The following is a 24,195-nucleotide window of genomic DNA, read 5'->3' as shown; positions in this document are numbered from 1 at the left end:
TTTATTTCTGGGGATGGGGATTTATTTCTGGCTGTTGCCTAATACGCGCTGGCGACGGATCTCATACAAGGCAATACCGCTGGCGACACTGACATTCATACTTTGCACCGAGCCAAACATGGGGATAGTGATCAATGAATCACAGGTTTCCTGTGTCAGGCGACGTAAACCATCCCCCTCGGCACCCATCACTAGCGCAATCGCGCCTTCAAATTTGGTGTTGTGCAAATCACTGGGTGCATCCATGGTGGTGCCAACCACATGCACACCGGCATCCTTGAGTTCACGCATGGTACGCGCAAGGTTGGTCACTGAAATAAACGGCACGGTTTCAGCTGCGCCACTGGCAACTTTACGTACCGTGCCATTCAGGCCAACGGACCTGTCTTTTGGCGCAATAATGGCATGCACACCCATGGCATCTGCAACCCGCAGGCAAGCGCCAAGATTATGCGGGTCCTGCACGCCGTCAAGGATCAGGAAGAACGGTGGTTCATCCAGGTCTGACTCAAGCACATCGTGGATATCCTTATAAGGCATGGGCGTTTCGATCACCCTGGCTATTACACCCTGGTGGCGGCCGTTAGCGCCGATAAATCCATCCAGACGATTACGTTCAGATTGGATAACGCGGATATTTTGTAATTTAGCCATATCCAGAAGATCACGCATGCGCGCGTCTACCCGGTCCTGGTCAATGATAATTTCCTGAATGCTACCGCCATGCTGACGCATGCGACTTAACACCGCATGAAAACCAAAAATAATGCGGCTTTCCGACATAGTTACTCCTAATTAATTTAATTCTGATTCCAAACGCAAAGCACCGCGCAGAGATGTTTCAAGCGCGGGCTGGTTTGAATGTTTCGCAAGATTGCAGGCATGAAGCAACAACCTTGCGAAATGTGCACAGGCGCTATTATCGGGCTTTCGCCTTGGGTTTGCCTTTATTTTTTTGCACAGAGCGACGATTTTTTTCTTTGGCCGTGCGTGGTTTGCCAGCGCCGTCTTTGCTCGAGCTTGCAGATGCTGCAGTTGACCTGGGCTGGGATGACCCTTTACTGCCTGCCGCTTTACCGGCTTTACTACCAGCGCTATACGGGCTTGCTGGTCGGGCTCTCGCCTCTGAAATCTGCGATCTTTTCAGATTAGATGTGCCTGCTTCTGCAACAGTATCAGTCTCTGTGTCCTCGCCGGAAGCCTCAGCTTTACCAGCCAGGGTAAAGTCGATGCGGGCGGTTTCCAGGTCTACACGCACCACTTTCACGGTCAGCCGGTCACCCAGGCGATAACGCACCCCGGTGCGCTCGCCTACCATCTCGTGCCTGGCTTTGTCGTGGATAAAGTAATCATTGCCTAAATCGGTGACGTGCAGCAGGCCTTCGACATACACTTCATCCAGCGCGACAAACAGGCCGAAACTGGTTACACCAGCCACGGTGCCGGCAAACACTTCGCCGACTTTGTCCTGCATGTAAAAGCATTTCAGCCAGTTGGTGACATCACGCGTGGCATCATCGGCCCTGCGTTCAGTCATGGAGCAATGGGTGCCCAGCTGATGCCAGTCTTTGGCCTGGTAACGCTGGCCCTCCACCACGGCCTTGATGGCACGGTGCACCAGCAGGTCCGGGTAGCGGCGGATAGGCGAAGTGAAATGGGTATACGCATCATAAGCCAGGCCGAAATGGCCTACATTATCCGGGCTGTAAACCGCCTGCTGCATGGAACGCAGCATCACGGTCTGCAATAACTGCGCATCAGGGCGCGATTTGATGCGCTGCATCAGTTTTGCGTAATCCTTGGCCTGCGGCTTTTCACCACCGCCTACGCCGAAACCGAATTCGCCCATAAACAGGCGCAGGGCTTCGAGTTTTTCCGGCGTCGGGCCTTCGTGGATACGGTATAGGCAAGTCTGCTCATTCTGTAGTAAAAAGTCCGCCGCACAAACGTTGGCAGCCAGCATGCATTCTTCAATCAGCTTGTGTGCGTCGTTACGTACCACCGGCACTATCTTGTCTATCTTGCCGTTGTCATTGAACACCATCATGGTTTCTGTGGATTCAAACTCGACCGCGCCACGTTTCTCACGTTGCGTCAGCATCAATTTGAACACCCCATTCAGATTATTCAAATGCGGCAGCAGCCATTGGTATTCCGCGGTCAGCGCCGGGTCTTCTTCGTGCAGCAAGGCAGATACCTTGGTATAGGTCATACGCGCTTTGGACAGCATCACCGAAGGGTAGAACTGGTATTGTTTGACCACGCCCTGGCCATCGATCTGCATATCACAGACCATGCACAAGCGCTCTACCTCGGGGTTCAGCGAGCACAAGCCGTTGGATAAAGCCTCAGGCAGCATAGGGATGACGCGGCGTGGAAAATACACCGAGTTGCCACGGTCAAACGCTTCTTTATCCAGCGCATCGCCAGGTTGTACATAAAAACTGACATCGGCGATCGCCACCACCAGGCGCCAGCCTTTGCCTTGCGGCTCGGCAAATACGGCATCGTCAAAGTCACGCGCCGTTTCGCCATCAATGGTGATCAGCGCCAGATCGCGTAAATCTTTACGACCTTTGTAATCTTTGGGCTGGACTGTTCTTGGAAAGTCTTCCGCCTGTTTAACTGCTGCCGGATTGAACTGATGTGGCAAATGGTGTTTGCGCAAGGCAATTTCGATTTCCATGCCACTGTCGGCATAGTTACCCAGGATCTCCACCACTTTGCCCATAGGCCGCGAGTGTGAAGAAGGGTATTCGGTCAGTTCTATGGTCACCACCTGCCCTACCTGGGCATCCATATCCAGGTGATAGGGGATGAGGATATCCTGGCTGATACGCTTGTCTTCTGCGGCCACTATGGTCACGCCCTGGGCGCGGATAACACGACCCACCAGGGTCTTATTGGCACGTTCCAGTACTTCGACCAGCTTGCCTTCCGGCCGTCCCCGTCTATCCAGCCCGGCCAGCCGCACCATGGCGCGGTCACCATGCATGACCATGGTCATTTCTTTGGGGCCCAGAAAAATATCTTCCGGGTGTTTGCTCTTATCATCCGGCTGCAGAAAGCCGAAACCATCGGTATGGCCGAAAACGGTGCCGGCGATCAGATGTATCTTATCCGGCAGGCAGAACGCGCCCTTGCGGTTGCGCATCAGTTGCCCGTCACGCTCCATTGCACCCAGGCGACGGTTAAAGTTATCCCGCTCATCATGGCTGATGTCGAGTAATAGATAGATCTGATCTGCACTGAGGGGAACCCCCTGATCAGACAGAAGTTGTAGTACAAGCTCACGGCTTGGTAATGGTGTTTGGTATAACTCTGCTTCACGTTGCGCCTGCGGATCGGTTGCCCGTAGAGGCGTTTTAGTTTTTCTAGTTGACAATATTAATTCTTCCTTTAAAATGCACAGCTTCTTTAGCCCAGGTGGCGGAATTGGTAGACGCGCTAGTTTCAGGTATTAGTGTTTAACGACGTGGAGGTTCGAGTCCTCTCTTGGGCACCATAAAGAATCAAAACAATCCTTTGTTAGAAATAACTTAGGATTTTTTTGTTTTATAGCGGCCGAAAAACCGCCTGCGTAAATTTCATTCCGACTGATCTGGTACCACATGGGGTCAGTTTATCACTATTTAGTTTTGATTCAGATTTAACTTCCGGCCTGCATTCAATTATCCGAAACTTTGATCGATTTTAAGAATCGATCCATGGTAAGGCGTTTATATACTTCACTTAGCGCCGGAGGAGAATGCATGTTAGTTTTAAAATTATTCCTGATAACGCTATTGCTCGCCTCGTTTGTCTGGCTGCTGGTAGCGCCTGATTACAAAGCCATCACCGCAGTGATCATTACCGGCGGCTCTCTGCTGGCCATACGTGTGAATGAACGTGCGCAGAAAGACAAACGCAGCTTTAAACCGAAATAGTATCCAGCTCAAGCTTTGCTCGCGGGCTGCATGCCAGCATTAACCAGTTTTTACATGGCATACGTTTTTAAAACGCTACAATCCCACGCATGATCTCATCAGGCTTTCATTCAACATGTGCGATGTGAACGCAAGGCGCATCGCACATATCGATATGGATGCATTTTTTGCCTCCTGCGAATTATCACAATACCCTGAACTGCGCGGTTTGCCTGTGGTGGTGGGTGGCCGCGCTTCAGATACGCCGCAACTGAATGCAGATGGCAGCCATGTTTTTTCGCGGCTGCGCGATTATGTCGGCCGTGGCGTATTGACCACCGCCACTTATGAAGCCCGCGCGCTGGGCTTGCATTCGGCCATGCCTACCATGCGTGCCGCCAAGCTGGCACCTGACGCCATCCTGTTGCCGGTTAATTTCAATCTATACCGTCGCTATTCGCGATTATTTAAAGAGGCCATACGCTCGGTCAGCCCACTGATGCAGGATATAGGCATAGATGAAGTGTATGTAGATATCACCACGCTGGAAGAGGATTCTTTAGCCATTGCGCAAAAGCTCAAGACAGCGGTATTCGAGGCCACCAGTCTTACCTGCTCGGTCGGTATCGCGCCTAACAAGCTGCTGGCCAAATTGTGTTCAGATATACAAAAGCCGGATGGCATCACCATTATCAGCATGCAGGACCTGCCTACCCGCATCTGGCCCATGCCTGCGCGCAAGATCAATGGCATAGGCCCCAAGGCGAGCGCCAAGCTTGAATCTCTGGGCATAAGCACCATAGGCGAGATCGCCACACTGCACGAGGCCTGGCTCACCCAGCATTTTGGGCAAAGTTACGGCAAATGGCTATACCGGGTATCGCGCGGGCAGGACGACAGGCCGGTGGTGACAGAAAGCGAACCGGTTTCCATGAGCCGTGAAACAACGTTTGAACGTAATCTGCATGCCGTGCGTGACAAACAGGCGCTGGGCGCCACATTCACGCACCTGTGCGAGCGGGTAGCCGATGATCTGCAACGCAAAGGCTATGTCTGCCGCAAGATAGGCCTGAAGCTGCGTTTTGATGACTTTACTACCGTGACACGCGACCTCACGCTGCCCAAAGCGGTGGCAGATGCGCAAGCGATACGCCGGGCTGCCGGCAAGTGCCTGAAAAGGATAGACCTGGACCGCAGCATACGCCTGCTGGGCGTGAAAGCCAGCGGCCTGGAACGCCCGGATGCACCGCCCAGCAAGCAGTCTGCACAATACACGTTTAATTTTGATTAAGTATGGGTAATATAAGGCAGCGATATGGATTTCCATATACGCCCTAGTGACAAACCATCTTTTATTTGGAGAGCAGCATGAAGTACTGGCTTTTTTTAGCGATCGCAATCATTTCCGAGATCACCGCCACCTCGAGTTTAAAAGCCAGTGCCGGCTTTACCCGCGTCATCCCGTCTATCGTAGTAGTCATAGGCTATGCACTGTCGTTCTACTTCCTGTCACTGACACTGAAAGCCATCCCCATCGGGATCGCCTACGCGATCTGGGCCGGGCTGGGCATAGTGCTACTGGCTATCGTCGGCTGGGTATTCTATGACCAGCAACTGGACACACCTGCCCTGGTCGGCATGTCTTTTATTCTGGCTGGCGTAGTTATTATGAATTTATTTTCCAAAAGCGTCTCTCATTCATAGAGTGGCCATAAATCAACAATAACGTTTAAAGGAGAAATGAATGAAGGCATTATTCACATCGTTTGTATTACTGGCAGGGCTGATCCCGGCCGCCAGCCATGCGGCAGCAGAGACGCTGAAACTGGAAGAGTCGGTTGAGATCAATGCCAAGGCCGACACGGTCTGGGCCAATGTCAGCAATTTTGGCGATCTGGGCTTATGGCATCCGGCGATCAAAACCACGCATATTCTGAGTGGCACCCCTAACCTGCCAGGCGCTATCCGCCTGTTGACCTTGCAGGATAACAGCCAGGTGAAAGAGGAGTTGCTGACTTTTAGCCCGGCGCAAAAGACTTTCAGTTACAAAATCCTTGAAGGGGTGTTGCCGGTGAGTAACTATCGCTCCACCATCACGGTGAAAGCGATTTCTGACAGCAAAAGCAAAGTCACCTGGAGTGGTGATTTCAAGCGTAAAGACCTCTCCGACAAACCCGTCGCCAACCAGACAGACAATGATGCGATCAAAACCATGACCGTGGTTTACCGCGCTGGCCTGGATAATCTGAAGAAGATATCCGAAGGCATGTAATCAGTTTTCAGGCATGCGATAAACAAAGCCCGCACATATTGAGCGGGCTTTGTTTTTGCTAAAGGCCTAATTCACTCAGCCCAGGGTGATCATCCGGGCGCCGCCCCAGTGGCCAGCGAAACAAGCGTTCGCTCTCCTTGATCGGCAAATCATTGATAGAAGCAAAACGGTTGATCATCAGGCCATCCGGGCCGAATTCCCAGTTCTCGTTACCATAGGCTCTGAACCAGTTACCTGAATCGTCTCTGGATTCATAGGCATAACGCACGGCGATGCGGTTCTCGCTAAACGCCCATAGCTCTTTGATCAGTCTGTATTCCAGCTCCTTGTTCCACTTGCGCTCAAGAAACTGCTGCGCCTGCTCACGGCCTTTGACAAACTCGGCCCGGTTACGCCATTGCGTATCCAGCGTATATGCCAGCGCCACTTTGGCCGCGTCTCGCGAGTTCCAGCCATCTTCAGCCAGCCGCACCTTTTCAATCGCGGTTTCACGCGTGAACGGCGGCAGTGGCGGACGGACGGACGGGGTGGTGGTCATAGCGATCTCCTAAAAATTAAATCCTGAAAATTAAATCCTAAAAACTAAATACGGTATAACCCTGCGCCGACAACTGGGCGATACTGGGCAGACCAGAAGTGCCTGGCACCAAGTTATCACTGACCAGCGCAAAGCCATTTTTCTCGGCGGCTGCACGTGCGCCAAACACATCGGCACACCCGCATGATACGCCAGCAATGGTGTCAGAAACAGCGTTATACAACGCATGCAAGGCGTGGTCCTGCTGGCTGATCACGCCTGCCCAGCGCGTACCTGTGCCCTGAAAATAGACGGCGACCTCAGTGCCCTGCTGCTTGAAATCATAGGCGGCGGCTAATGCGTTAAATGCACGCCCCAAGGCTTCTTCTCCACCATGGTTTGGGTCTGAGAAAATAATAATGGCTGCTTTCATTGTGGCTCTCCTGATAAAGCGGGTTGTATGCGATGTCGTTCACTTGACGACTGCATTCTACAAACCCGCCCAGTAGGGAAAAACCACCCGCCGGGAAATTGATTATTTCGTCTGGCGCAACAGCGCTATTTCAAATTAGGGTGATTGCGCAAGTCATGCACTATGCCATCGATAAAAGCACGCACTTTTGAGGAGCCTAATTTATCTTCGCGGTGGACGACATGGATAGGCCACGGCGTCTGTTCGTGATCTTCCAGTATCAGGGCCAGTGTGCCCCGCTCCACTTCACTTTTCACTTGGTAAGACAGCAAGCGTGTGATCCCCAGCCCGCCTATCGCTGCTGCCAGGGCGGCGTCTATGCTGGAAACTGTCAGCCTGGGTTCCAGGGGTAATTTTGCTGCGTTTTCTGCTGCGCCAAAACGCCACTCGACCCTGGGCGACAGCGAATTCGCAGAAATGATGGCGTGATCGAGCAAGTCTGCCGGTTGCTGCGGCACGCCATTTTTCTCCAGATAGGCCGGTGAGGCACATAACACGCGCCGCACTTGGCCGACTTTGATGGCGCGCAATGACGAATCCGGCAGCTCGCCGATGCGGATAGCCACATCTATGCCTTCTTCGACCAGGTTGGTGACCCGGTCTACAAAATGGGCGATGACTTTGACTTTGGCGTATTGCTGCATGTAATCCACGATGCTGGGCATCACATACAAGCGCCCGAACAGCACAGAAGCGGTCACCGTGAGCGTGCCATGCGGTTCGGCATTGGCACCCGACACGGCCTCATTGGCTGCAGCGATACTGGCCAGTATCGCTTTGCTGTCTTCGTAATACTGGTGGCCGGCATCGGTTAAACGGGTATTGCGCGTAGTGCGCTGGACCAGCTTGACGCCCAGTTGTTCTTCAAGCGCCACAATGGCGCGCGTGACTGCAGCGGGAGAGATATCCAGTTTGCGCGAAGCGGCGGCAAAACCACCCTGTTCTTCCACCGTGACAAACACGCGCATAAGGTGAATCTGGTCTATGTCGCTCTCCCGGGCAATGAATTTATGCTGGAACTAGCGCCAGCGCTGCGTTTGATTATTCCATAGAATGCTGCCAGCAACAATGCAGACCAGACCAGGCGCAACCATCATCAAGGTGAGATCGCCGCGCATAAAAAAGCCCCCGGCATGGTGGTGACTGATGCGTCATCACGCCGGGGGCTGTCTCTGAAACCAGATGCTGAGCAGCGTTTTTTAAAAGCCTATGGAATAACCTAGGTAACCCATAGGTTGAAAACGTGTCTCTACGATAGGGCTATCGGCCTGCTGGTTACCTAGGCGAGTGGCGATCAAGCCGAAAAACACTGCCTGATCCGCGCTGACACTGTAAATGCCATTGATACCGAGTTGCAGCTGGGTACCGGCTTTTGCCTGATAGCTGGGGCGGTCTGGTCTGGCTTCATCAGCATCTACGCCAAAGTAATAATCATTGAATTTGCGGTTGTTCCACTGCACGCCCACCAGGCCGTTAACGCGGAACCGCTCTGAGCGGTAGAGGCTGCGGATAAATTGCAATTGCACATTCTGGCCGTTGCTGGCGCCGCCGGCATCGAATCCCCACTGTGCATTGATGGTGCCCAGCTCGGTCTGCCAGCGCAGCACCGGGCCCACATCTACTGAAAAGTCTCTGTCATGCATACCCTTGGTACGGCTGCTGTCACTGGCATCCCAGCCAAACCTGGCATCGGCCGACAGGCCCAGGCGAATACGTTTATCATCAGACTCCACCAGCCAGACACCTGCCTGCAAACCATTGATATAAAAACGCTCACCATAATTGGCATTGATCACCGGCAGGATCAGGGCACGCTGGTCTTTGGAACCTGAGGTCTTCGGGATCACGCCTACCCCTATGCCGTACATATTCTTCTGCCGTGGCATGGCGGTTTCTGTCTGCCGGTCTATCTTGCTCTCGGCCATTGCACTTTGGTTGATGCATAGCATTACGCAGATACCCAGCGTGTATGAGAGAGATGGTATGGTTTTTTTGCCTAACATGTTTAATGCCTTTTTTGCGCTTGATTAAATAATGACTGTTTTTTGTGCACGCTTGCTTGCGCACAGCCGCATACCTGGCCTGGCCGTCTGAAATTGACTGATTGCAGGATAGACTAAGCAGATGACGCTTTTGCGATCAGGAAGTTGCTTTGCCTGAAAAATATACCACGGATCATGCCTGTCTGATGGCTTGCAGCAAAGGGCATACAGAAAACAGCTCGGCGACCCACTCGATAAATGCCCGTACTTTGGATGAAAGGTGGCGGTTTTGCGGATAAAGCGCGTTCATGGGCATACCCTCAGCGCCAAAAGCTGTCAGCACGCTCTCCATTTCACCACTGGCTAACAGTGTCTGCACCATAAAGCTGGGTAGCTGGCAGATGCCCAGGCCAGCAAGACAGGCAGACACCATGGCGTCACCATTATTGATCGCCAGTTGACGCGTGGTGGTGACTTCAAGCTTGACGCCGTCCTGCGTCAGCAAAAAGGGATAGACCTTGCCGGTTTTGGAAGAAAAGAAATGCACGCCGTGGTGACGTGGCAGATCGTCGGGGCTGGCTGGCCTGCCATAAGTATCAAGATATGCAGGCGAGGCGACCAGCATGAACTGCATGGTGCCCACACGCCTGGCGACCAGGTTGGAGTCGAGTAAATTACCTATGCGTATCACACAATCTACACCTTCTTCCAGCAGATCTATAGGTCTGTCGTCGCAGCCGATCTCCAGCTGTATATCTGGGTAGCGCTTGAAAAAGTCCGGCAGCGCCGGAATGATCACCATCCTGCCCAGCGGCGCCGGTACATCTACCCGCAAGCGCCCTTTGGCATTCACTGTCGCCTGGTTCAAGGCCGCTTCTGTTTCTTCCAGCTCGTTCAGCAACCTGATGGCGCGCTCGTAATAAGCCGCGCCATCGGTGGTGACACTGATGCGCCTGGTGGTTCGGTGCAGCAGTTTGACGCGCAGGCGTTTTTCCAGGGCCAGCACCTGCGCCGACACCGTGGTCTTGGGCAGGTTGAGTGACAGTGCGGCTTTGGTAAAGCTTTCCAGCTCTACGACCCGGGTAAACGCCAGCATGGTGTCAAAACGGTCCATGGTGCATCCTTTAATGGCTTTATTGTGCAATAAATTAGCACAGTGATTGCATATTTTGGCTATTTATCTCATTTTTTTATTTATTTATAGTGCTTATCAGATTTAAACAACTTTCATTATTCCCATTTAGGAGATTCACATGAGCACAAAATTAAACGGTAAAGTCGCTGTCGTCACCGGCGCATCCAAAGGCATAGGCGCAGAGATCGCAAAACGCTTTGCCAGGGATGGCGCGGCGGTGGTCGTCAATTATTTATCCAGCAAACAAGGCGCTGATAAAGTCGTCGCCGACATCGTTGCCGCTGGCGGCAAAGCCGTGGCGGTCGCAGGCAATGTGAGTATAGCGAGCGAAGCGCAAGCCATTATAGAGACGGCTATCAGCCACTATGGCAAGCTGGATATTTTGGTCAACAACTCCGGCATCTACGAATTCGGCAGTATTGAAGAGATCACCCCTGAACATTTCCACAGGCAATTCGATATCAATGTGCTCGGCCTGTTATTGACCACCCAGGCGGCAGTGAAACATCTGGGCGAAGGCGCCAGCATTATCAATATAGGCTCAGTGATCAGCCGCTTGACGCCCCCAGGCGCTGCCGTCTATACCGCGACCAAAGGCGCGGTGGATGCCATCACCGGCGTGCTTGCGCGTGAACTGGGGCCACGCAAGATACGCGTCAACGCCTTAAACCCTGGCCTGGTTGAAACCGAAGGCACGCATACCGCAGGTGTCATAGGTTCGGAAGCTGAAACTGGCTATGTGGCACAAACACCATTAGGCCGTAGCGGCCAGCCGAATGACATCGCTTCTATCGCTGCTTTTCTGGCGTCGGATGATGCTTACTGGCTGACTGGCGAGCAATTGCTGGCTGGCGGCGGCTTACGTTAATCACCCACAGGCAAACATATAGAAAGAAGCATCATGATCAACTTATATACATGGGCGACACCAAATGGTCGAAAGATCTCCATCATGCTGGAGGAGTTAGGCGTGGACTATACGGTGAGCCCGGTTGATCTGGGCAAGCTGGCGCAGTTCTCTCCGGCGTTCACGGCCATTTCGCCCAACAACAAGATTCCTGCAATCGTCGATAACGGCGCAGAAGGCGCGCCCATAGCTATTTTTGAAAGTGGTGCCATCCTGACTTACCTGGCGGATAAAAGCGGGCAGTTTTTAGCTGCCCACGGCCAGGCACGTTACGACGCCCTTGCGTGGCTGCACTGGCAAACCAGCAGCCTGGGGCCTATGTTAGGTCAGTTGGGGTTTTTCGCTGTCAGGAGCGAGGAAAAAGCAGCGCTCGCCATTACCCGCTTTAGTGAAGAAGCCGACCGGCTGTTGACCGTGCTGGAAAACCAGTTGCAGGTGCATGCTTATGTCGCGGGCGATGAATACAGCATAGCCGATATAGCTTGTTACCCCTGGGTGATGGCGGCGACCACCTATCTCAAACAGGTGCTTAAGGAGTCGTTAGCGACAAAACCTGCCATCCAGCGCTGGTTGCAGCAAGTCGCTGCGCGGCCAGCCGTCCAACGTGGCATGGCTATCCCCAGACTTTGATCCCTGCATGCTGAACACCATGTGGAGCACTTCGTTCGAATATTCAAAGACCCGGCAGGCGATCTCGTTGCAGGTGTTTGGCAAGCGTGAGGGCAAGCGTCGCCAGCCGGTGCTGATCTACTTTCACGGCGGGCTGTTCAACTGTGGCAAGGTAGAAGACGCTTACGCGATCGCTGGCGCGTTGTGCAGGCAGGCTGTCGTCATCTGTGTGGATTACCCGCTGGCGCCGTGCATGCACTTCCCCGACACCATAGAGGTCGCTTACGAATGCCTGGCCTGGCTGGGCCAGCATGCACAACAGCTGGGGGCTGATAGCAAAACTGTGTTTGTCGCCGGCGAACAGGCAGGTGGCAACCTGGCTGCCGTGCTGGCCATGCTGTTTCGCGATCGGGGAATGGGCAGCATGCAGCTGTCAGGCCAGATACTGATCAACCCCATGCTGGATGCCTTGCAAACCTCGAGGTCTATGGCTGCAAGCATGGGCGCAAACATGGCTGCGAGCAGCGATTCACCGTGCAGGCGCGCCTGGGCAGAGTATATCCATGTCAACAGTAATGCCACGCATCCGTATGCCTCGCCCGTCAACTCTTGCCGGCTGGCCGGGCTGGCACCTGCCCTGGTGATCACCAGCCATGAACACCCGCTGCGCGATGAGGCAGAAGCTTATGCAGGTAAGTTATTACTGGCTGGTGTGCCGATGCAAGTGCAACGGCTGGAGGATGGTGCCCATCAACTAAGCGCAGCCCAGCACCCGTCTTTTGCGACTGTGTGCCAGCTGATCAGGCATTTTATGGCTGATTAAAAGGCTGATAAAGCAGTAAAAATGCAATTGATTCAGACGCGCCTTGTACGAATATTCCTACAAGAGATTCAGAAGAAGTTGTATGGAGGTGAGAATGAGAAGCCAGCATGATTGAGCCTACTAAAAAACATTACTAGCAATACAAAAACGAGGGAGGATTCATCATGACTCAATTAAGCGCAGCTAACGCTACAGAACGGCCACAGGCGACCAGTGCCATATCCTTGGCTGCTATTACTGCCGGGGCGGTCGCCGCAGCGGTAGTGATCATGTCGATAGGTTCTATTGTGACTATCATTTCTATCGGTAGTTCAATCAACCCGGGCATGCAAACCGCTACCGCCATGTTGGATGACTCACCTGCTGCTGTGATCGCCAGCAATACTTACACTGCTGGCAACAGCCATTTTCAGCAAGTAAAAAAATCAAGCAAAAGAAACGAAAAGAGTTTCTATATTGATGCCGTCCTGCGTGAGGACTCCCATCACATGCCTACACCTACCAGTGAGCAAACCATACAACAGCCCAAGCTGACCATCAAAGGCAACCACGTCTTTGCTTAACCATCCATCTCTCTAAGGCATACCACATGCAAAGGCTGGCTACTATCGTGTTGCTGATAAGCGGTCTGTTGCTGGCACAAAGCCCGCTGGCGGGCGAGGCTAATCAAAACCCACAGCAAAACCTCAAGCAAAGCCCGCATGTCGCATTCTCGAGTAAATTCCGCAGTGTTGATTATTTATTTACCGACCGCGCAGAAACGCAAGCGGTCGCCGATGGCGCCAATTACGATGTCGCTATCCGTGAAGTAGGCTGGGACCTGATCTCAGCCGTAGGACGCGCCTGTAACTCAGTCAAAAACATCCAGGCCATCTTTATAGACCGCATCAATTTCAAGGATCGTCACTCTTTAGTCGTGCTAGGGGTATTAGCCGACCTTGAGTTCCTGGCCTTTAATGTTGAGAGCAGCCTGCCTAATACTACCCTCAAGGAACTGATCAGCGCTTTTGAGCGCGAGCATGTGTCCGTCATCCGCATGGCTGAAGCCAGCGGCGTAGAACTCCTGATCTCCAACAAATAATCCTGTTTTTTACTCCAGCGCTGTGCCAGCCGGTTTTTGCCAGCCGGCCTAAAGTGCATATATATTGATCAGGCTGCGCTCTTGCGTATGCTCGCAGGTCTGAAAATGGATAAAGTAGCTACTGCCCACCTTGATGAATCTGGTCGCATCCAGCAGGTCGTCCAGCGTTAATACCGGGTTGTCACTCATGTGCGTGGGGAGTGTGACATTGCTATTGGACCAGCTGAAAGTAATGCTCTCGGTGGTGATGCCACTCTCGCTGCGCTGTACGCTCTTGATTTTCACCTTGGCGACCTGCTGCTGACAATCCGGCATCACCTCCTCCAGGTTGATCAAGGCCAATACATTCGCTTTTTCTGGAGTCGCTTTGTCTGGCGCTGCTTTGCTGCTGGCCGCGGGCCTGCTGACGGCTTTCTCCGGCTGGGTGCTGATCACGCGGGCGCTATCACTGGCAGCGATTGATAAACCGGGCGTAGCCAGAAGAGATATGCATAAAGCCACTAGCTTTAAGCGCTGCTGTAGCAGACCTGAAGAAAATGCCATGATTAAACCTTTTTTATTGTTGTTGTGCTGTTGTTGTGCTGTAGTTGCAATGTGATTGCACTGCTGTTTCACGATAGTGCAATTGAACACCGCAAAGCATTTTTACCATGCTTATCCACGGCTTCAATTTCCCATCACGAGTTTACAATAAACACTCTGAAACTGTATCTGCAGTGATGATTTCTTCACCCGCAAAGTCAGCTTACAAGTCCTGACAAGCGGTAAAGTGCTTGAGTGATGTCGACTTTTAAGGCATTGTGGGCGATTAAATGCAATTGGTCCTATCCAAATACATTGGGATAAATGAATGAGTAGCACGCATCACCCCGAAAAAACATGTGTCACGCGAAGAGTTGTCACGCGAAAAAAAACCGCGCTCAACAGCGCAAACAGCGCCTCGCTGAAGCCTGTTTTTTTTCAAAAAGGCCTGATGGAGATCGGTAAACTGAATATCGTTTTGATCGGCCTGATCATTGTGATACTGATCACCCTGATCACAAAAGAAGACGTGACTAGCTCTCCGCTGGCGAGCCAGGCAGTGCGGGTGCAAACCGTCACCACGCCAGAGATTGCCGCGCTTGAGCCACAACAAGCCGCGCCGGAACCTGCGGCCCAGCCAGAGCCAGCTAAAACCGAATCAAAAACGCCTGCCAAACCGCGTAAAAAGCCAGAAGCGGCTTCGGTTGTCGTCGAGCATTCCAGATCGGCAGAATTAGTGGCCGGCAGCCCAGCCAGCAATGCGGAGTCTGGCCCTGAAAATAACCCCAGGCAGGAAACTGAACATCCGCTACAAAAAGAGCCTTCGCGTAACATCCTGGTGTTCAATATCTGGAGCCTGTCTGAACTGCGGCTGCGTGGTACTTTCACCAGGCTGATCAATGATGGTTCAGCCCCACCGGCCATTGTCGATGCCAGGAAAAAGGAATACCTGATGTTTGTGAATAAAAGAACGCACAAATGTGGCGAGTTGCACAACAAATTCGCCAGCAATATCAATACGGTAGAGAAGCTGAACTTTAAAGACAAGGATGTGGAAGTGCTGGAGTGCCACACCGCAGAAAACATCAGCGAACTGAATAAGTTAAACGATTCCGCGCCTTACGACTCCTGAGTACAGCCTGATACGTGTTACGCGTTGCCCTCGCCATGCATGTGAGCATGGTGCAAACACAGCCCTTCGCCTCTTATAGCTAGATCTTTTCATGAAAGTCTGCTGCGCCTTTTTTCCAGTAAGCGGCGGCTTTCATCAGCGTTTTAGGCTGACCTTTATCCAGCAATATCTCCCTGGCCCTTAAAGCGAACGCATGTTCGCCAGCCACCCAGCTGAACCCTTCACCTGCGGGCAGTTCCAGCGTCTCCAGCTGCCTGAGCACCTGCTGATGTGTCTGCGCCCAGCTGATCTGCTGAGTGTCGGTAGGTTCAGCCAGCCTGCGGTCGCTGTCATAGTCGACCTGTATCAATGCGATCACGGTGGCATCTGCAGGCAGCTCAGCCAGTCTGCGCGCCAGTGCCGGCAGACTTGAAGTGTCGGCGATCAGCAGATGCCAATCAAAATCAGCCGGGATGACCATAGAGCCTTTAGGTCCGGCGATTACAGCGCTATCGCCTGGCTGGGCATTTTTAGCCCAATCCGAAGCGTCGCCATGCGCATGCAATGCAAACGCGATGCTTAACTCTTGTGTCGCCGTATCAAAGCTGCGCGGTGTGTAATCCCGCCTGACCGTTTCACCCGCCGCGTTCGTGAAAATGAATTTGATGTGGTCATCAAACGACAGGCTGTTGAACTGTGCCAGCAACGGCCCGCTAAACACGATGCTGATAAATCCTTCACTGGTTTTTTCTACGCGTGACACGACTACCGGCCTTGCTTGCAGCTCAAAGCGGATTCTTGCAAAGTTGCGTTCTTTCATCATTGTTTCCGTAATCAGTTATTTAGTTGATAATATCAACTATGATGAATAAACTAGTAGACAAAGTCAACCATAATCCGGATGATAAGCAGCAGGTGTTTGAAACCATCCATCGCCTGATGCATCACTTCCGCGCACGCCAGTACCGTTTGATCCAGGAAAACGGCGTGGACCTGACGCATATGCAACACAAGGTACTAGGATTTTTCGCCCGTCACCCTGATGCCAGCCTCAGCGATATGGTGTCGTATACAGGTAAGGACAAAGCGCAGATCGCCAGGTTGATCACTGAAGTGCGCAGCAAGGGCTTGCTGGATGCCAAAGCCGATGCGTCGGACAAACGCATCACCAGACTCAAGCTGTCGCCCGAGGGCAGCAAGGTGTTTGAAAGCCTGAAGGCCGCAGAAAAGGAGTTATCTGAACTGGCAGTACAAGGCTTGACTGAAGAAGAGTATCAAACGCTGCTGGCGCTGCTGGCCAGAATAAAAAGCAATATCGCCACTTGCTAGCGATCACCCGCCCTCTTCTGCTGCCTTTGTAGCCTGCCGTTTCAAACCCAATCTGGGACATATCCCTTCTGCTGTCAGCCGTTTGGCCTACAGAAATATCTTCTGACGCATTGCTGGAAAAGCAACAGCTGACCATCAGCTAGTGTTCAGACAGCAACATTTTCACCCCACCGTAAAGCCTAGCCCTGCTGATTTCATTCAGGAAAAACATGGCACGAAGTTTGATATGGCTTACGGTTGGATTAGGGACGACCCTTTTCATTAAAGCAGTTTGAAAGAGAAATCATTATGAAAAACGTATGGCGTGCCATTCAGTTTATTCCCGAATATAAAGGGAAAGTCGTTGGTGTCATTCTGGTAGGCACCGCGCTTGGATTCATCAATACCGCCACGCCTTATATCTACAAATTCATCGTAGATGTCATCTCGCGCATGTTTTCCGGGGCCATCACACAAGCACAAGCCACCTGGAGCGTCACTGTTCTGCTAGGCGTGTTTTTTGCCTTGCGCCTGGGTGTGGTGATCTTTGGTGCGATTCAAAACAAGCAGGCAGATGACCTGTGGCTGGACACCGTCAGTACTTTCCGTCAGCGCGTGTTCGACAATATGACGCAAAAGTCTATCGACTATTTCGAGAAGACCCGCGTCGGCGAGATCATGGACAGGTTCGGCACTATCACCAGTATCACCATGTGGTTATCGTCGCTGACTGAGGGCACGCTGTCCGGCCTGCTGCAAATGCTGTTTATCCTGACCGTGCTTTTAATTAAAGCGCCAGTGATAGGCCTGATCATGACCGTGGTGCTGGGCATCAATTTCTGGGTCTCATACCGCACGGTAGGCTGGACGCACAAATACCGCCGCGGCTGGCAGGCACTGGCAGGCAGAATGACAGGTCTGCTGGCAGAAATGGTAGGCAATATCGCCACCGTGAGAAGTTTTGGTGGCGAACCCGCGGTAAAACAACGCTATGACACGACACAGGCCGAGTGGCGCATCGTGCGCGACAACCTGCACAAAACGCAGTGGAAGTCTGAACAGGGCCTGAATGTGGTCAATACATTTGGTGTATTCGCCGCCGTAGCCCTCACCGTGAATGGTGCCCTCAAAGGCGCTTACACCACAGGTGACATTCTGCTGGTGCTGACCCTGAGCCAGAACCTGATCAGCACCATCGCCCCTATCGCCAGGCAGGTGAACCAGGCCAGTGAGATAGAGAGCAGCGCCGAACGTCTGATAGAACTGCTGGATGTAGAAGCGGAACATCACGACAAGGCAGATGCCATCGTGCTCAGGCAGCTGGAAACCATCACGTTTGAGAATGTGACCTTCCGTTACCCGGGCAAGGAGATCAGCGCGCTGCAAGACGTTTCTTTCCATATCACGGCAGGGCAAACGCTGGCGCTGGTCGGCACCAGTGGCAGCGGCAAAACCACCATAGTCAAACTGCTGATGCGTTTTTATGACCCAACTGCAGGCCGCATACTGATCAACGGCATAGACCTCAGGGATTACCAGCAGCGCAGCATACGCGCCGTGATGGGTGTAGTGCTGCAGGATGTCGCCCTGTTCAACGACAGCATAGGCGAAAACATCGCCTTTGCCCGACCCAGCGCAACCACCGACGAAGTCATCGCCGCAGCCAAAGCGGCACATGCGGATGAGTTCATCCTGCACCTGGACCACCAATACGAGACCCTGGTCGGTGAGCGCGGCATCAAGCTGTCAGGTGGTGAAAAACAACGTGTCGCCATCGCCCGCGCCATCCTCAAAGACCCGCAACTGATCATACTCGACGAAGCCACCAGCGCGCTGGATTCCGAATCCGAGCACCTGGTACAGCAAGGGCTGGAGCAACTGGTTTCAGGCCGTAGCTCAGTGATCATTGCACATAGGCTCAGCACCGTGATGAACGCAGACATCATCCTGGTGCTGCAATACGGGCACGTGATAGAGCGTGGCGCGCATGCAGAACTGCTAGCCGCGCAAGGCCTCTACGCCCGGCTGTTTTCCCTGCAATCCAAAGGCCATCTGGCAGTCGCCTAGGCCAAATTCAACTTTAACTGTGAATGGTGAGTTCAATATGAGCATTTCTCTTTACCAAGTATCCGTGCCGGTATTTATTAAATTCCTGGGCAATTTATCCCTGATCCTCGACAAAGCCAGCGCTTTTGCCGCCGAGAAAAAGATAGAACAGAGCGTGTTACTCGAAACCCGCCTCTACCCCAATATGTTCACCTTTGGCCGCCAGCTGCAACGCGTAGCCGATCACGCCACCAGCTACTCTGCCAGGCTGGCCGGGCTGCCACCGCCGGTGTTTGATCTTCCGTTAACCACCATTGCGGACTATCAAGCCCTGATCAAAGCCTCAATCGAATTTCTGACAGGTCTGCAAGCCAGCCAGATCGACGGCCAGGAACAACGCGAGATCTCCATCCCGCGTGGCACCGAGGTCAGAGTGGTACAAGGCCAGACGCACCTGCTCAACAACATCCTGCCTAACTTCTATTTCCACCTGACCACGGCTTATGCAGTGTTGCGGCATATAGGTGTGGATGTAGGCAAGCAGGACTTTCTGGGCAGAGCTTGACCTGCATCGATCAGGCAGGCGCGCACTAAAGCGCGTTTGCCCTGTCACAAGTTGATATTCCCACTTGTGATGACACATCCGCTATGAACATGGAAAAAGCAGGCAGCAGCAAGCCCGGTATGACACCAGCCTTAGGCGAGACAAAAACCTTAGGCGAGACAAGAACCTTAGGTCTGCCACGCACCTTAGGTCTGGCCCTGGTTTTCATATGGTTCTTTATAGGCGGCATCGCCCATTTTGTGTTCACTGAACTCGAAATGAAGATAGTACCGCCCTCCCTGCCTGAACCAAGGCTGCTGGTGCTGGTGAGCGGTGCACTCGAGTTGATAGGTGCGCTAGGCATCTTATTCAGCCCTACCCGGCGTATCGCTGGCTGGGGGCTGATCCTGCTGACGATAGCAGTGACGCCTGCCAATATCTTCATGTGGCAACACCCGCACCTCTTCCCAGAGGTCCCCTATTGGGCGCTGACTTTGCGATTGCCTTTGCAGCTACTGCTGCTAGCCTGCATCTGGTGGTCTACCAAAGCGCCTGAAGGCCGCTAACTCCATGTGATGTTGAATATGAATGATCACTTTGCCTTTTGACCGATGCGCAAGGATTTTCGGTCTGACCCGTTTGGGAAACAACCAGATTATTTTTAGCAGGCGGGGAATCATAAGTATCTCCGGGCAACCATCTGGCAGGCCCGGACGTGAGCGGAACAGGTAAGGCAGATTTCTACGAAATACACGGTATAGGCAGACATACCTTGGGAAGTCCAGAAAGACGATGGCGTCTGCAGCGTCTGCTAGCACATCAGAGACGCCATCAGCCACCCAGGCATCCTGATTTGCAATCAGCAATTCCTGTGGAATGCGCTCGGCGCTTGGCGTTTTTTGCCACCCGGCTTGCCAGACTATGCTATCCAAAGCTATGTATGGCAAGCCTGTGTCAGCAGCTAGCTGGCTGGCAAGCGTTGTCTTGCCGGACCCTGCATTACCTGTGATCAGTATACGTTTCAAGGTTAGTGTCTTAGCTTATCGTCAGGCGAGTTGATTATTGCAATCATGCTCACACCTATTGCCCCTGAATATCAGTGCTGGTTTTTTTGACAGCGATCACTTTCTCAAATGCGTATTAAAGAAGGCGATGCTGCGTTGCCAGGCTAGTGTTGCAGCAGCTTCATCAAAGCGCGGTGTCGTGTCATTATTAAAGCCGTGCTGGGTGCCCGCATAGATATGCGCTTCATAGGTGATATTCGCAGCCTTTAAGGCCTGCTCATAAGGCGGCCAGCTGGCATTCACCCTTTCGTCATTTTCAGCAAAATGGATCAACAGCGGCGACTTGATATCAGGCACCAGTTCCAATGGTGGCGCGCTGCCATAAAAAGGCACGGCTGCTGCCAGGTCAGGCAGGCGCGTCGCCAGCAGGTTAGAGATGCCGCCGCCATAGCAAAACCCGATCACGCCGACTTTACCGTTACCTTCAGGCAACTGCTTTAGCCAGTGGAAAGCGGCGACAAAATCCTCATGCGCTTTGGGCTGCTCCAGTTGTTTGAATAGCTCACGCGCGGCATCTTCATCGCCGGGGTAACCACCTAGCGGGAATAATGCATCAGGCGCAAACACAATAAAGTTCTCTAGTGCGATGCGGCGCGCGATATCTTCAATATGCGGGTTCAATCCGCGGTTCTCGTGTATCACCAGCACCACAGGCAGCCTGCCTTTGACCTCGGCCGGTTTGACCAGGTAGCCCCTTGCCTTGCCATAGCCTTTGGGTGAGGCTATCTCCACATGATGCGATTGCAGCCTGACGTCCTGACTGGCAACTTTCTGTGCATGCGCAAACTTCGGGTTTAATGCTTCCAGCAAGCCGACTGCGGTAAATGCACCGGCGAACCGGGTGGCTTTGGCGATGAATTCGCGCCGGTCTATATCACCATGCACCAGCCTGTCGAACAGGCGTAGTACTTCAGGGTGAAAATCGTTGGCGGTGTACTGGGGCGAGTGGGACATTTGCTTCTCCTGGCTGAGTGTATTTTTTACAAAAACGGTTGCGATGCGCGCTTTTTATACTGGCGATACCGTGAGTGACCAGTATTCAGATCACATCTGCCTGTTCAATATCAGACATGCTTAAAAGCGCTTTCAGGGTCACCCCTGCGGCTTGCAATGCTGCCTGCCCGCCTGTCTCGCGGTCTATGACACAGATAGCATGGTCTACTGACAGCCCATCTGCGTTCAGCAGTTTGATCGCATCTAAAATGGCGCCGCCGCTGGAGACCACATCTTCTATCAAGACAAAGCGTTTACCGTTTAATTCGGCACCTTCTGCATAGCGGCAGGTACCATAGGCTTTGGCTTCTTTCCTGATAAACGCGGTGGGCAATCCCGTTAACTGGCTAAGCACCGTCACAATCGGGATCCCGCCTAACTCTAAGCCTGCAAGGACTTGTGTGCCGGCAGGGATCAGTGGGATCAATGCTTGTGCGATGTCTTTCAGCAGTGCCGGGTCGGCCTCGAAACGATATTTATCAAAATAAGTCTGGCTACGTTTGCCTGACCTGAGTAAGAAGTCGCCGGATAATTGCGAGCTTTGCTTGATGCGGTTAGCCAGACTCATTGCGTTTCCATCAGGGTAATAAAAAGCCCTCATGAAGCCAAGGTTTCATGAGGGCTGCGAACAACACTTTAACTTAGGCGACCGCGCGTAAATTACCCGCGCCGGTCTTGCCGCGTACCAGTGGCAAGACTTCTTCACCTACGCGGTAGGCTTCTTCCAGGTGTGGTGTGCTGGCCAGGATAAAGGCATCCGTACCCAGTTGCACCAGTTCATCCAGCCTGGCGGCCACGTTTTCGTAGCTGCCGACGATGCCCAGGGTCTGGCCGCCACGCAACAGGCTGAAACCAGTCCAGATATTGGGTGCCAGGATAAAGTCTTTGTAGCTGTTAATGGTTTGCGGTCTCAGGCCGCGCTGGCGGCTGGCACCGACTGAATCTCCAGCGTTTTGCGCTTTATAACGCTCAAGCACATCGCGCGGGATGTTATCAAAGCCACGGCTGACTTCACGCCAGGCTTCTTCTTCGGTCGGGCGTGCCACGATGTCTACACGGATAGAGCACTTGATCTTGCGGCCCAGACCATCAGTACGCTCTTTCACGCGCGCAAACTTTTCCTTGATCTGGTCAAATGGTTCCAGCCATGTCAGGTAGTAATCCGCGTGTTTGGAAGCCGAAGCCAGCGCCGCGTCAGAAGAGCCTGAGAAATAGATCTCGGGATACTCTTCTTTAGACAGCGGGTCTGGCAGGCCGGCATCTTCCACCTGGTAAAACTGGCCGTTGTAAGAGAACGGCCCACCTGCCCAGATGCCTTTCAGCACATCGAGGAATTCAGTGGTACGGCCATAGCGGTCGTCATGTTTGACAGGGTCTCCCCACCACAATTGTGATGGGCCACCGCCACCAGTGATCACGTTATACAGCGCACGGCCACCTGTGGCACGTTGCAGGCTGGCGGTCATGCGCGCAGCCGTCACCGGGTTGAGAAAACCAGGCTGGAACGGGATCATAAAGCGGAAATTCTTGGTCTCGCGCGCCAAAAAGGCTGAAATCACCCACGGCTCATCGGTATTGGGGAAAGAAGGGATCAGCCCGCCCTGAAAGCCGGAGATCTCTGCGGCACGCGCGATTTCTGCCAGGTAATCAATATAGGTGAAGCCATCATCGCCACCACCGCTCAAACCGCTCAGTGTCTGGTTATCATTGCCGGGGAACCAGTCGCCACGGAAAGGTGAACGGGCACGGTGTGATGTGGGTTCGCCGTGGGTGGGAATTCTCCAGAAAACATCTATTGTCATTTTTATCTCCTCAATAATCCTAGGCAGCCTGCTTTTGTGCCGGATTTGTTAACTGACGCACCAATGGCAACACATAGCTGCCCACGCGGTAGGCTTCTTCAAAATGCGGCACGGCGGCTAATACGAATTGCGTCACGCCCAGGTTGGCATAAGCGGCCAGAGCCACGGCTACTTCGTCGTAACTGCCGATCAAAGAGGCTTTGGCACCAGTGAAACTCTCGGCAAAGCCTGGCCACAGCACGGCTGACTCATCTTTAGAGATAGCGGCATCGGTCTGGCCAAGAAAGCGTTTGGCATCTGCCAGGGCTTCTTCGCGTGTTTCACGCGCCAGTACATCGATACGCAGTGCGAATTCAGTGTCACCCTTGGCTGCTTGACGGTATTGCGCGATCTGCTGCTCTATCCGGGCGTGATCCGCGGCTTCCAGCACATGCACATCGGCATGTTTGGCTGACAGCGCAAGCTGTTCAGGCGAGTTGCCACCCAGATAAACGAGCGGCACTTCACGGTTGGATAATGGCCCTTGAAAGCCGCCATCCTGCACCTCAAAAAAACGGCCGACAAAGTTAAACGGATAAGTGGTCAATACGCCTTTGGCCACGGTGATGAATTCATCGATGCGTGCCAGAATATCTTCTTTAGGTACAAAGTCACCCAGCTGTTTACGGGTATGCTCGTCACTGGTGCCTTCGGTAATGTGCCAGGCAAAGCGGCCACCGGTGTAACGCTGAAAACTTACTGCATTTTTCGCGGCATACACGGCAGAGCCCCTGGAGGCATCAAACTGCGTCAACAGACGCAGGCGCTGTGTACTTCTCGCGATATAGCCGGCAACTATCCACGGCTCTTCACCCGCAGGATCATCCGGGATAAACACACCGGTAAAGCCCGAGATATCCGCCGCTTTGGTGACCTGGTGGATATAGTCGTAATAGTTGAATGCGTTTTTGCGCGGGTCGGTCACGCCACTGCCGAATACCGGGTAATGGGGGTCAGATGCTTCTCCGCGACGCTGTTTGGTGGCATCGCCATAGCGTGCATCGCCAGAGGTAGGAAGCTGCCAATAAAATTGATTAGCCATTGTTTTCTCCTTCATGATGTC

28 protein-coding genes and 1 tRNA gene are annotated in these 24,195 nt (G+C 53.0%); 15 read left to right on the top strand and 14 right to left on the bottom strand.

Annotation, left to right across the window (positions count from 1 at the left end; all coding sequences use genetic code 11):
• Positions 1 to 21: 21 nt before the first annotated feature.
• Positions 22 to 783, bottom strand: a complete 762-nt coding sequence (rlmB, locus tag ACT6RZ_RS08620) for a 23S rRNA (guanosine(2251)-2'-O)-methyltransferase RlmB (RefSeq protein ID WP_444701716.1) — start codon at positions 781 to 783, stop codon at positions 22 to 24.
• A gap of 136 nt (positions 784 to 919) precedes the next feature.
• Positions 920 to 3,385, bottom strand: a complete 2,466-nt coding sequence (gene rnr, locus ACT6RZ_RS08615; protein ID WP_444701715.1) for a ribonuclease R — start codon at positions 3,383 to 3,385, stop codon at positions 920 to 922.
• A gap of 35 nt (positions 3,386 to 3,420) precedes the next feature.
• Between rnr and ACT6RZ_RS08610 the strand changes: the two genes are divergently transcribed.
• The 5 genes from ACT6RZ_RS08610 to ACT6RZ_RS08590 all read left to right on the top strand — a co-directional run bounded on the left by ACT6RZ_RS08610 (position 3,421) and on the right by ACT6RZ_RS08590 (position 6,177).
• Positions 3,421 to 3,505, top strand: a tRNA-Leu gene (locus ACT6RZ_RS08610).
• A 247-nt stretch (positions 3,506 to 3,752) separates the two neighbouring features.
• Positions 3,753 to 3,926: a hypothetical protein gene (locus ACT6RZ_RS08605; RefSeq protein WP_444701714.1), complete on the top strand. Its 174-nt coding sequence runs from the start codon at positions 3,753 to 3,755 to the stop codon at positions 3,924 to 3,926.
• 115 nt (positions 3,927 to 4,041) lie between these two features.
• A complete protein-coding gene (gene dinB, locus ACT6RZ_RS08600) occupies positions 4,042 to 5,196 on the top strand; it encodes a DNA polymerase IV (RefSeq protein WP_444701713.1) in 1,155 nt (384 codons plus the stop codon).
• 77 nt (positions 5,197 to 5,273) lie between these two features.
• Entirely contained in the window at positions 5,274 to 5,609 is a 336-nt protein-coding gene (locus tag ACT6RZ_RS08595) for a DMT family transporter (RefSeq protein WP_444701712.1), read from the top strand.
• A 40-nt stretch (positions 5,610 to 5,649) separates the two neighbouring features.
• Positions 5,650 to 6,177: an SRPBCC family protein gene (locus ACT6RZ_RS08590; RefSeq protein ID WP_444701711.1), complete on the top strand. Its 528-nt coding sequence runs from the start codon at positions 5,650 to 5,652 to the stop codon at positions 6,175 to 6,177.
• Positions 6,178 to 6,235: 58 nt separating this feature from the next.
• Here ACT6RZ_RS08590 and ACT6RZ_RS08585 read toward each other — a convergent pair whose 3' ends face one another.
• From ACT6RZ_RS08585 to ACT6RZ_RS08565, 5 genes are all read right to left on the bottom strand, one after another.
• Positions 6,236 to 6,715, bottom strand: coding sequence for a nuclear transport factor 2 family protein (locus ACT6RZ_RS08585; RefSeq protein WP_444701710.1), 480 nt, complete (start codon positions 6,713 to 6,715; stop codon positions 6,236 to 6,238).
• A 37-nt stretch (positions 6,716 to 6,752) separates the two neighbouring features.
• Entirely contained in the window at positions 6,753 to 7,127 is a 375-nt protein-coding gene (locus ACT6RZ_RS08580) for a DsrE family protein (RefSeq protein ID WP_444701709.1), read from the bottom strand.
• Positions 7,128 to 7,252: 125 nt separating this feature from the next.
• Positions 7,253 to 8,134 (bottom strand): LysR family transcriptional regulator, encoded by an 882-nt coding sequence (locus ACT6RZ_RS08575; protein WP_444701708.1) that lies wholly within the window; start codon positions 8,132 to 8,134, stop codon positions 7,253 to 7,255.
• A gap of 231 nt (positions 8,135 to 8,365) precedes the next feature.
• Entirely contained in the window at positions 8,366 to 9,169 is an 804-nt protein-coding gene (locus tag ACT6RZ_RS08570; RefSeq protein WP_444701707.1) for a MipA/OmpV family protein, read from the bottom strand.
• A gap of 172 nt (positions 9,170 to 9,341) precedes the next feature.
• Entirely contained in the window at positions 9,342 to 10,262 is a 921-nt protein-coding gene (locus ACT6RZ_RS08565) for a LysR substrate-binding domain-containing protein (RefSeq protein ID WP_444701706.1), read from the bottom strand.
• A 139-nt stretch (positions 10,263 to 10,401) separates the two neighbouring features.
• Here ACT6RZ_RS08565 and ACT6RZ_RS08560 point away from each other — a divergent pair, with 139 nt between their 5' ends.
• The 5 genes from ACT6RZ_RS08560 (at position 10,402) to ACT6RZ_RS08540 (ending at position 13,703) form a co-directional block, all read left to right on the top strand.
• Positions 10,402 to 11,151, top strand: a complete 750-nt coding sequence (locus ACT6RZ_RS08560; protein WP_444701705.1) for a glucose 1-dehydrogenase — start codon at positions 10,402 to 10,404, stop codon at positions 11,149 to 11,151.
• Positions 11,152 to 11,184: 33 nt separating this feature from the next.
• Positions 11,185 to 11,820, top strand: coding sequence for a glutathione S-transferase N-terminal domain-containing protein (locus ACT6RZ_RS08555; protein WP_444701704.1), 636 nt, complete (start codon positions 11,185 to 11,187; stop codon positions 11,818 to 11,820).
• Positions 11,795 to 12,622 carry an alpha/beta hydrolase gene (locus tag ACT6RZ_RS08550; RefSeq protein ID WP_444701703.1) on the top strand — a complete coding sequence of 276 codons (828 nt, stop codon included), beginning with the start codon at positions 11,795 to 11,797 and terminating at the stop codon, positions 12,620 to 12,622. The genes ACT6RZ_RS08555 and ACT6RZ_RS08550 overlap by 26 nt, the downstream gene beginning before the upstream one ends.
• A 164-nt stretch (positions 12,623 to 12,786) precedes the next feature.
• A complete protein-coding gene (locus ACT6RZ_RS08545) occupies positions 12,787 to 13,185 on the top strand; it encodes a hypothetical protein (protein ID WP_444701702.1) in 399 nt (132 codons plus the stop codon).
• A 26-nt stretch (positions 13,186 to 13,211) separates the two neighbouring features.
• Positions 13,212 to 13,703 (top strand): hypothetical protein, encoded by a 492-nt coding sequence (locus ACT6RZ_RS08540; RefSeq protein WP_444701701.1) that lies wholly within the window; start codon positions 13,212 to 13,214, stop codon positions 13,701 to 13,703.
• A 48-nt stretch (positions 13,704 to 13,751) separates the two neighbouring features.
• Here the strand turns inward: ACT6RZ_RS08540 and ACT6RZ_RS08535 are convergent, their stop codons facing one another.
• The gene (locus ACT6RZ_RS08535) at positions 13,752 to 14,246 is read right to left on the bottom strand and encodes a hypothetical protein (protein WP_444701700.1); all 495 of its coding nucleotides are present in this window, start codon (positions 14,244 to 14,246) and stop codon (positions 13,752 to 13,754) included.
• A 307-nt stretch (positions 14,247 to 14,553) separates the two neighbouring features.
• Here ACT6RZ_RS08535 and ACT6RZ_RS08530 point away from each other — a divergent pair, with 307 nt between their 5' ends.
• A complete protein-coding gene (locus ACT6RZ_RS08530; RefSeq protein WP_444701699.1) occupies positions 14,554 to 15,357 on the top strand; it encodes a hypothetical protein in 804 nt (267 codons plus the stop codon).
• Positions 15,358 to 15,436: 79 nt separating this feature from the next.
• Here ACT6RZ_RS08530 and ACT6RZ_RS08525 read toward each other — a convergent pair whose 3' ends face one another.
• A complete protein-coding gene (locus ACT6RZ_RS08525) occupies positions 15,437 to 16,156 on the bottom strand; it encodes a siderophore-interacting protein (RefSeq protein WP_444701698.1) in 720 nt (239 codons plus the stop codon).
• A 44-nt stretch (positions 16,157 to 16,200) separates the two neighbouring features.
• Here ACT6RZ_RS08525 and ACT6RZ_RS08520 point away from each other — a divergent pair, with 44 nt between their 5' ends.
• From ACT6RZ_RS08520 to ACT6RZ_RS08505, 4 genes are all read left to right on the top strand, one after another.
• A complete protein-coding gene (locus tag ACT6RZ_RS08520) occupies positions 16,201 to 16,665 on the top strand; it encodes a MarR family winged helix-turn-helix transcriptional regulator (protein WP_444701697.1) in 465 nt (154 codons plus the stop codon).
• 288 nt (positions 16,666 to 16,953) lie between these two features.
• Positions 16,954 to 18,711: an ABC transporter ATP-binding protein gene (locus ACT6RZ_RS08515; protein ID WP_444701696.1), complete on the top strand. Its 1,758-nt coding sequence runs from the start codon at positions 16,954 to 16,956 to the stop codon at positions 18,709 to 18,711.
• Between the two features lie 37 nt (positions 18,712 to 18,748).
• On the top strand, positions 18,749 to 19,255 hold the full coding sequence (locus tag ACT6RZ_RS08510; protein WP_444701695.1) for a DUF1993 domain-containing protein: 507 nt from the start codon (positions 18,749 to 18,751) through the stop codon (positions 19,253 to 19,255).
• A 119-nt stretch (positions 19,256 to 19,374) separates the two neighbouring features.
• Positions 19,375 to 19,800, top strand: a complete 426-nt coding sequence (locus tag ACT6RZ_RS08505) for a DoxX family protein (protein ID WP_444701694.1) — start codon at positions 19,375 to 19,377, stop codon at positions 19,798 to 19,800.
• On the opposite strand, the gene ACT6RZ_RS08500 is transcribed toward ACT6RZ_RS08505, so the two are convergent.
• From ACT6RZ_RS08500 to ACT6RZ_RS08480, 5 genes are all read right to left on the bottom strand, one after another.
• A complete protein-coding gene (locus ACT6RZ_RS08500; protein ID WP_444701693.1) occupies positions 19,756 to 20,259 on the bottom strand; it encodes an isopentenyl transferase family protein in 504 nt (167 codons plus the stop codon). The two genes, ACT6RZ_RS08505 and ACT6RZ_RS08500, sit on opposite strands and share 45 nt — an antisense overlap.
• Positions 20,260 to 20,355: 96 nt before the next feature.
• Entirely contained in the window at positions 20,356 to 21,252 is an 897-nt protein-coding gene (locus tag ACT6RZ_RS08495; RefSeq protein ID WP_444701692.1) for a dienelactone hydrolase family protein, read from the bottom strand.
• Between the two features lie 85 nt (positions 21,253 to 21,337).
• Positions 21,338 to 21,859: an orotate phosphoribosyltransferase gene (gene pyrE / locus ACT6RZ_RS08490; protein WP_444701691.1), complete on the bottom strand. Its 522-nt coding sequence runs from the start codon at positions 21,857 to 21,859 to the stop codon at positions 21,338 to 21,340.
• Between the two features lie 73 nt (positions 21,860 to 21,932).
• On the bottom strand, positions 21,933 to 23,093 hold the full coding sequence (locus ACT6RZ_RS08485; RefSeq protein WP_444701690.1) for an LLM class flavin-dependent oxidoreductase: 1,161 nt from the start codon (positions 23,091 to 23,093) through the stop codon (positions 21,933 to 21,935).
• Positions 23,094 to 23,112: 19 nt separating this feature from the next.
• Positions 23,113 to 24,174, bottom strand: a complete 1,062-nt coding sequence (locus ACT6RZ_RS08480) for an LLM class flavin-dependent oxidoreductase (protein WP_444701689.1) — start codon at positions 24,172 to 24,174, stop codon at positions 23,113 to 23,115.
• Positions 24,175 to 24,195 lie beyond the last annotated feature (21 nt).

It is taken from the genome of Methylophilus sp., from assembly GCF_052437885.1.
Taxonomy (GTDB): Bacteria; Pseudomonadota; Gammaproteobacteria; order Burkholderiales; family Methylophilaceae; genus Methylophilus.
This window is presented reverse-complemented; position numbering and strand designations above follow the sequence as displayed.

What these genes read in the sequence shown, in the direction of transcription:
- rlmB (WP_444701716.1), bottom strand. Translation starts at nt 783, where the DNA reads ATGTCGGAAAGCCGCATTATTTTTGGTTTTCATGCGGTGTTAAGTCGC.
- ACT6RZ_RS08605 (WP_444701714.1), top strand. Translation starts at nt 3,753, where the DNA reads ATGTTAGTTTTAAAATTATTCCTGATAACGCTATTGCTCGCCTCGTTT.
- dinB (WP_444701713.1), top strand. Translation starts at nt 4,042, where the DNA reads ATGTGCGATGTGAACGCAAGGCGCATCGCACATATCGATATGGATGCA.
- ACT6RZ_RS08595 (WP_444701712.1), top strand. Translation starts at nt 5,274, where the DNA reads ATGAAGTACTGGCTTTTTTTAGCGATCGCAATCATTTCCGAGATCACC.
- ACT6RZ_RS08590 (WP_444701711.1), top strand. Translation starts at nt 5,650, where the DNA reads ATGAAGGCATTATTCACATCGTTTGTATTACTGGCAGGGCTGATCCCG.
- ACT6RZ_RS08585 (WP_444701710.1), bottom strand. Translation starts at nt 6,715, where the DNA reads ATGACCACCACCCCGTCCGTCCGTCCGCCACTGCCGCCGTTCACGCGT.
- ACT6RZ_RS08580 (WP_444701709.1), bottom strand. Translation starts at nt 7,127, where the DNA reads ATGAAAGCAGCCATTATTATTTTCTCAGACCCAAACCATGGTGGAGAA.
- ACT6RZ_RS08575 (WP_444701708.1), bottom strand. Translation starts at nt 8,134, where the DNA reads ATGCGCGTGTTTGTCACGGTGGAAGAACAGGGTGGTTTTGCCGCCGCT.
- ACT6RZ_RS08570 (WP_444701707.1), bottom strand. Translation starts at nt 9,169, where the DNA reads ATGTTAGGCAAAAAAACCATACCATCTCTCTCATACACGCTGGGTATC.
- ACT6RZ_RS08565 (WP_444701706.1), bottom strand. Translation starts at nt 10,262, where the DNA reads ATGGACCGTTTTGACACCATGCTGGCGTTTACCCGGGTCGTAGAGCTG.
- ACT6RZ_RS08560 (WP_444701705.1), top strand. Translation starts at nt 10,402, where the DNA reads ATGAGCACAAAATTAAACGGTAAAGTCGCTGTCGTCACCGGCGCATCC.
- ACT6RZ_RS08555 (WP_444701704.1), top strand. Translation starts at nt 11,185, where the DNA reads ATGATCAACTTATATACATGGGCGACACCAAATGGTCGAAAGATCTCC.
- ACT6RZ_RS08545 (WP_444701702.1), top strand. Translation starts at nt 12,787, where the DNA reads ATGACTCAATTAAGCGCAGCTAACGCTACAGAACGGCCACAGGCGACC.
- ACT6RZ_RS08540 (WP_444701701.1), top strand. Translation starts at nt 13,212, where the DNA reads ATGCAAAGGCTGGCTACTATCGTGTTGCTGATAAGCGGTCTGTTGCTG.
- ACT6RZ_RS08535 (WP_444701700.1), bottom strand. Translation starts at nt 14,246, where the DNA reads ATGGCATTTTCTTCAGGTCTGCTACAGCAGCGCTTAAAGCTAGTGGCT.
- ACT6RZ_RS08530 (WP_444701699.1), top strand. Translation starts at nt 14,554, where the DNA reads ATGAGTAGCACGCATCACCCCGAAAAAACATGTGTCACGCGAAGAGTT.
- ACT6RZ_RS08525 (WP_444701698.1), bottom strand. Translation starts at nt 16,156, where the DNA reads ATGAAAGAACGCAACTTTGCAAGAATCCGCTTTGAGCTGCAAGCAAGG.
- ACT6RZ_RS08520 (WP_444701697.1), top strand. Translation starts at nt 16,201, where the DNA reads ATGAATAAACTAGTAGACAAAGTCAACCATAATCCGGATGATAAGCAG.
- ACT6RZ_RS08515 (WP_444701696.1), top strand. Translation starts at nt 16,954, where the DNA reads ATGAAAAACGTATGGCGTGCCATTCAGTTTATTCCCGAATATAAAGGG.
- ACT6RZ_RS08510 (WP_444701695.1), top strand. Translation starts at nt 18,749, where the DNA reads ATGAGCATTTCTCTTTACCAAGTATCCGTGCCGGTATTTATTAAATTC.
- ACT6RZ_RS08505 (WP_444701694.1), top strand. Translation starts at nt 19,375, where the DNA reads ATGACACCAGCCTTAGGCGAGACAAAAACCTTAGGCGAGACAAGAACC.
- ACT6RZ_RS08495 (WP_444701692.1), bottom strand. Translation starts at nt 21,252, where the DNA reads ATGTCCCACTCGCCCCAGTACACCGCCAACGATTTTCACCCTGAAGTA.
- pyrE (WP_444701691.1), bottom strand. Translation starts at nt 21,859, where the DNA reads ATGAGTCTGGCTAACCGCATCAAGCAAAGCTCGCAATTATCCGGCGAC.
- ACT6RZ_RS08485 (WP_444701690.1), bottom strand. Translation starts at nt 23,093, where the DNA reads ATGACAATAGATGTTTTCTGGAGAATTCCCACCCACGGCGAACCCACA.
- ACT6RZ_RS08480 (WP_444701689.1), bottom strand. Translation starts at nt 24,174, where the DNA reads ATGGCTAATCAATTTTATTGGCAGCTTCCTACCTCTGGCGATGCACGC.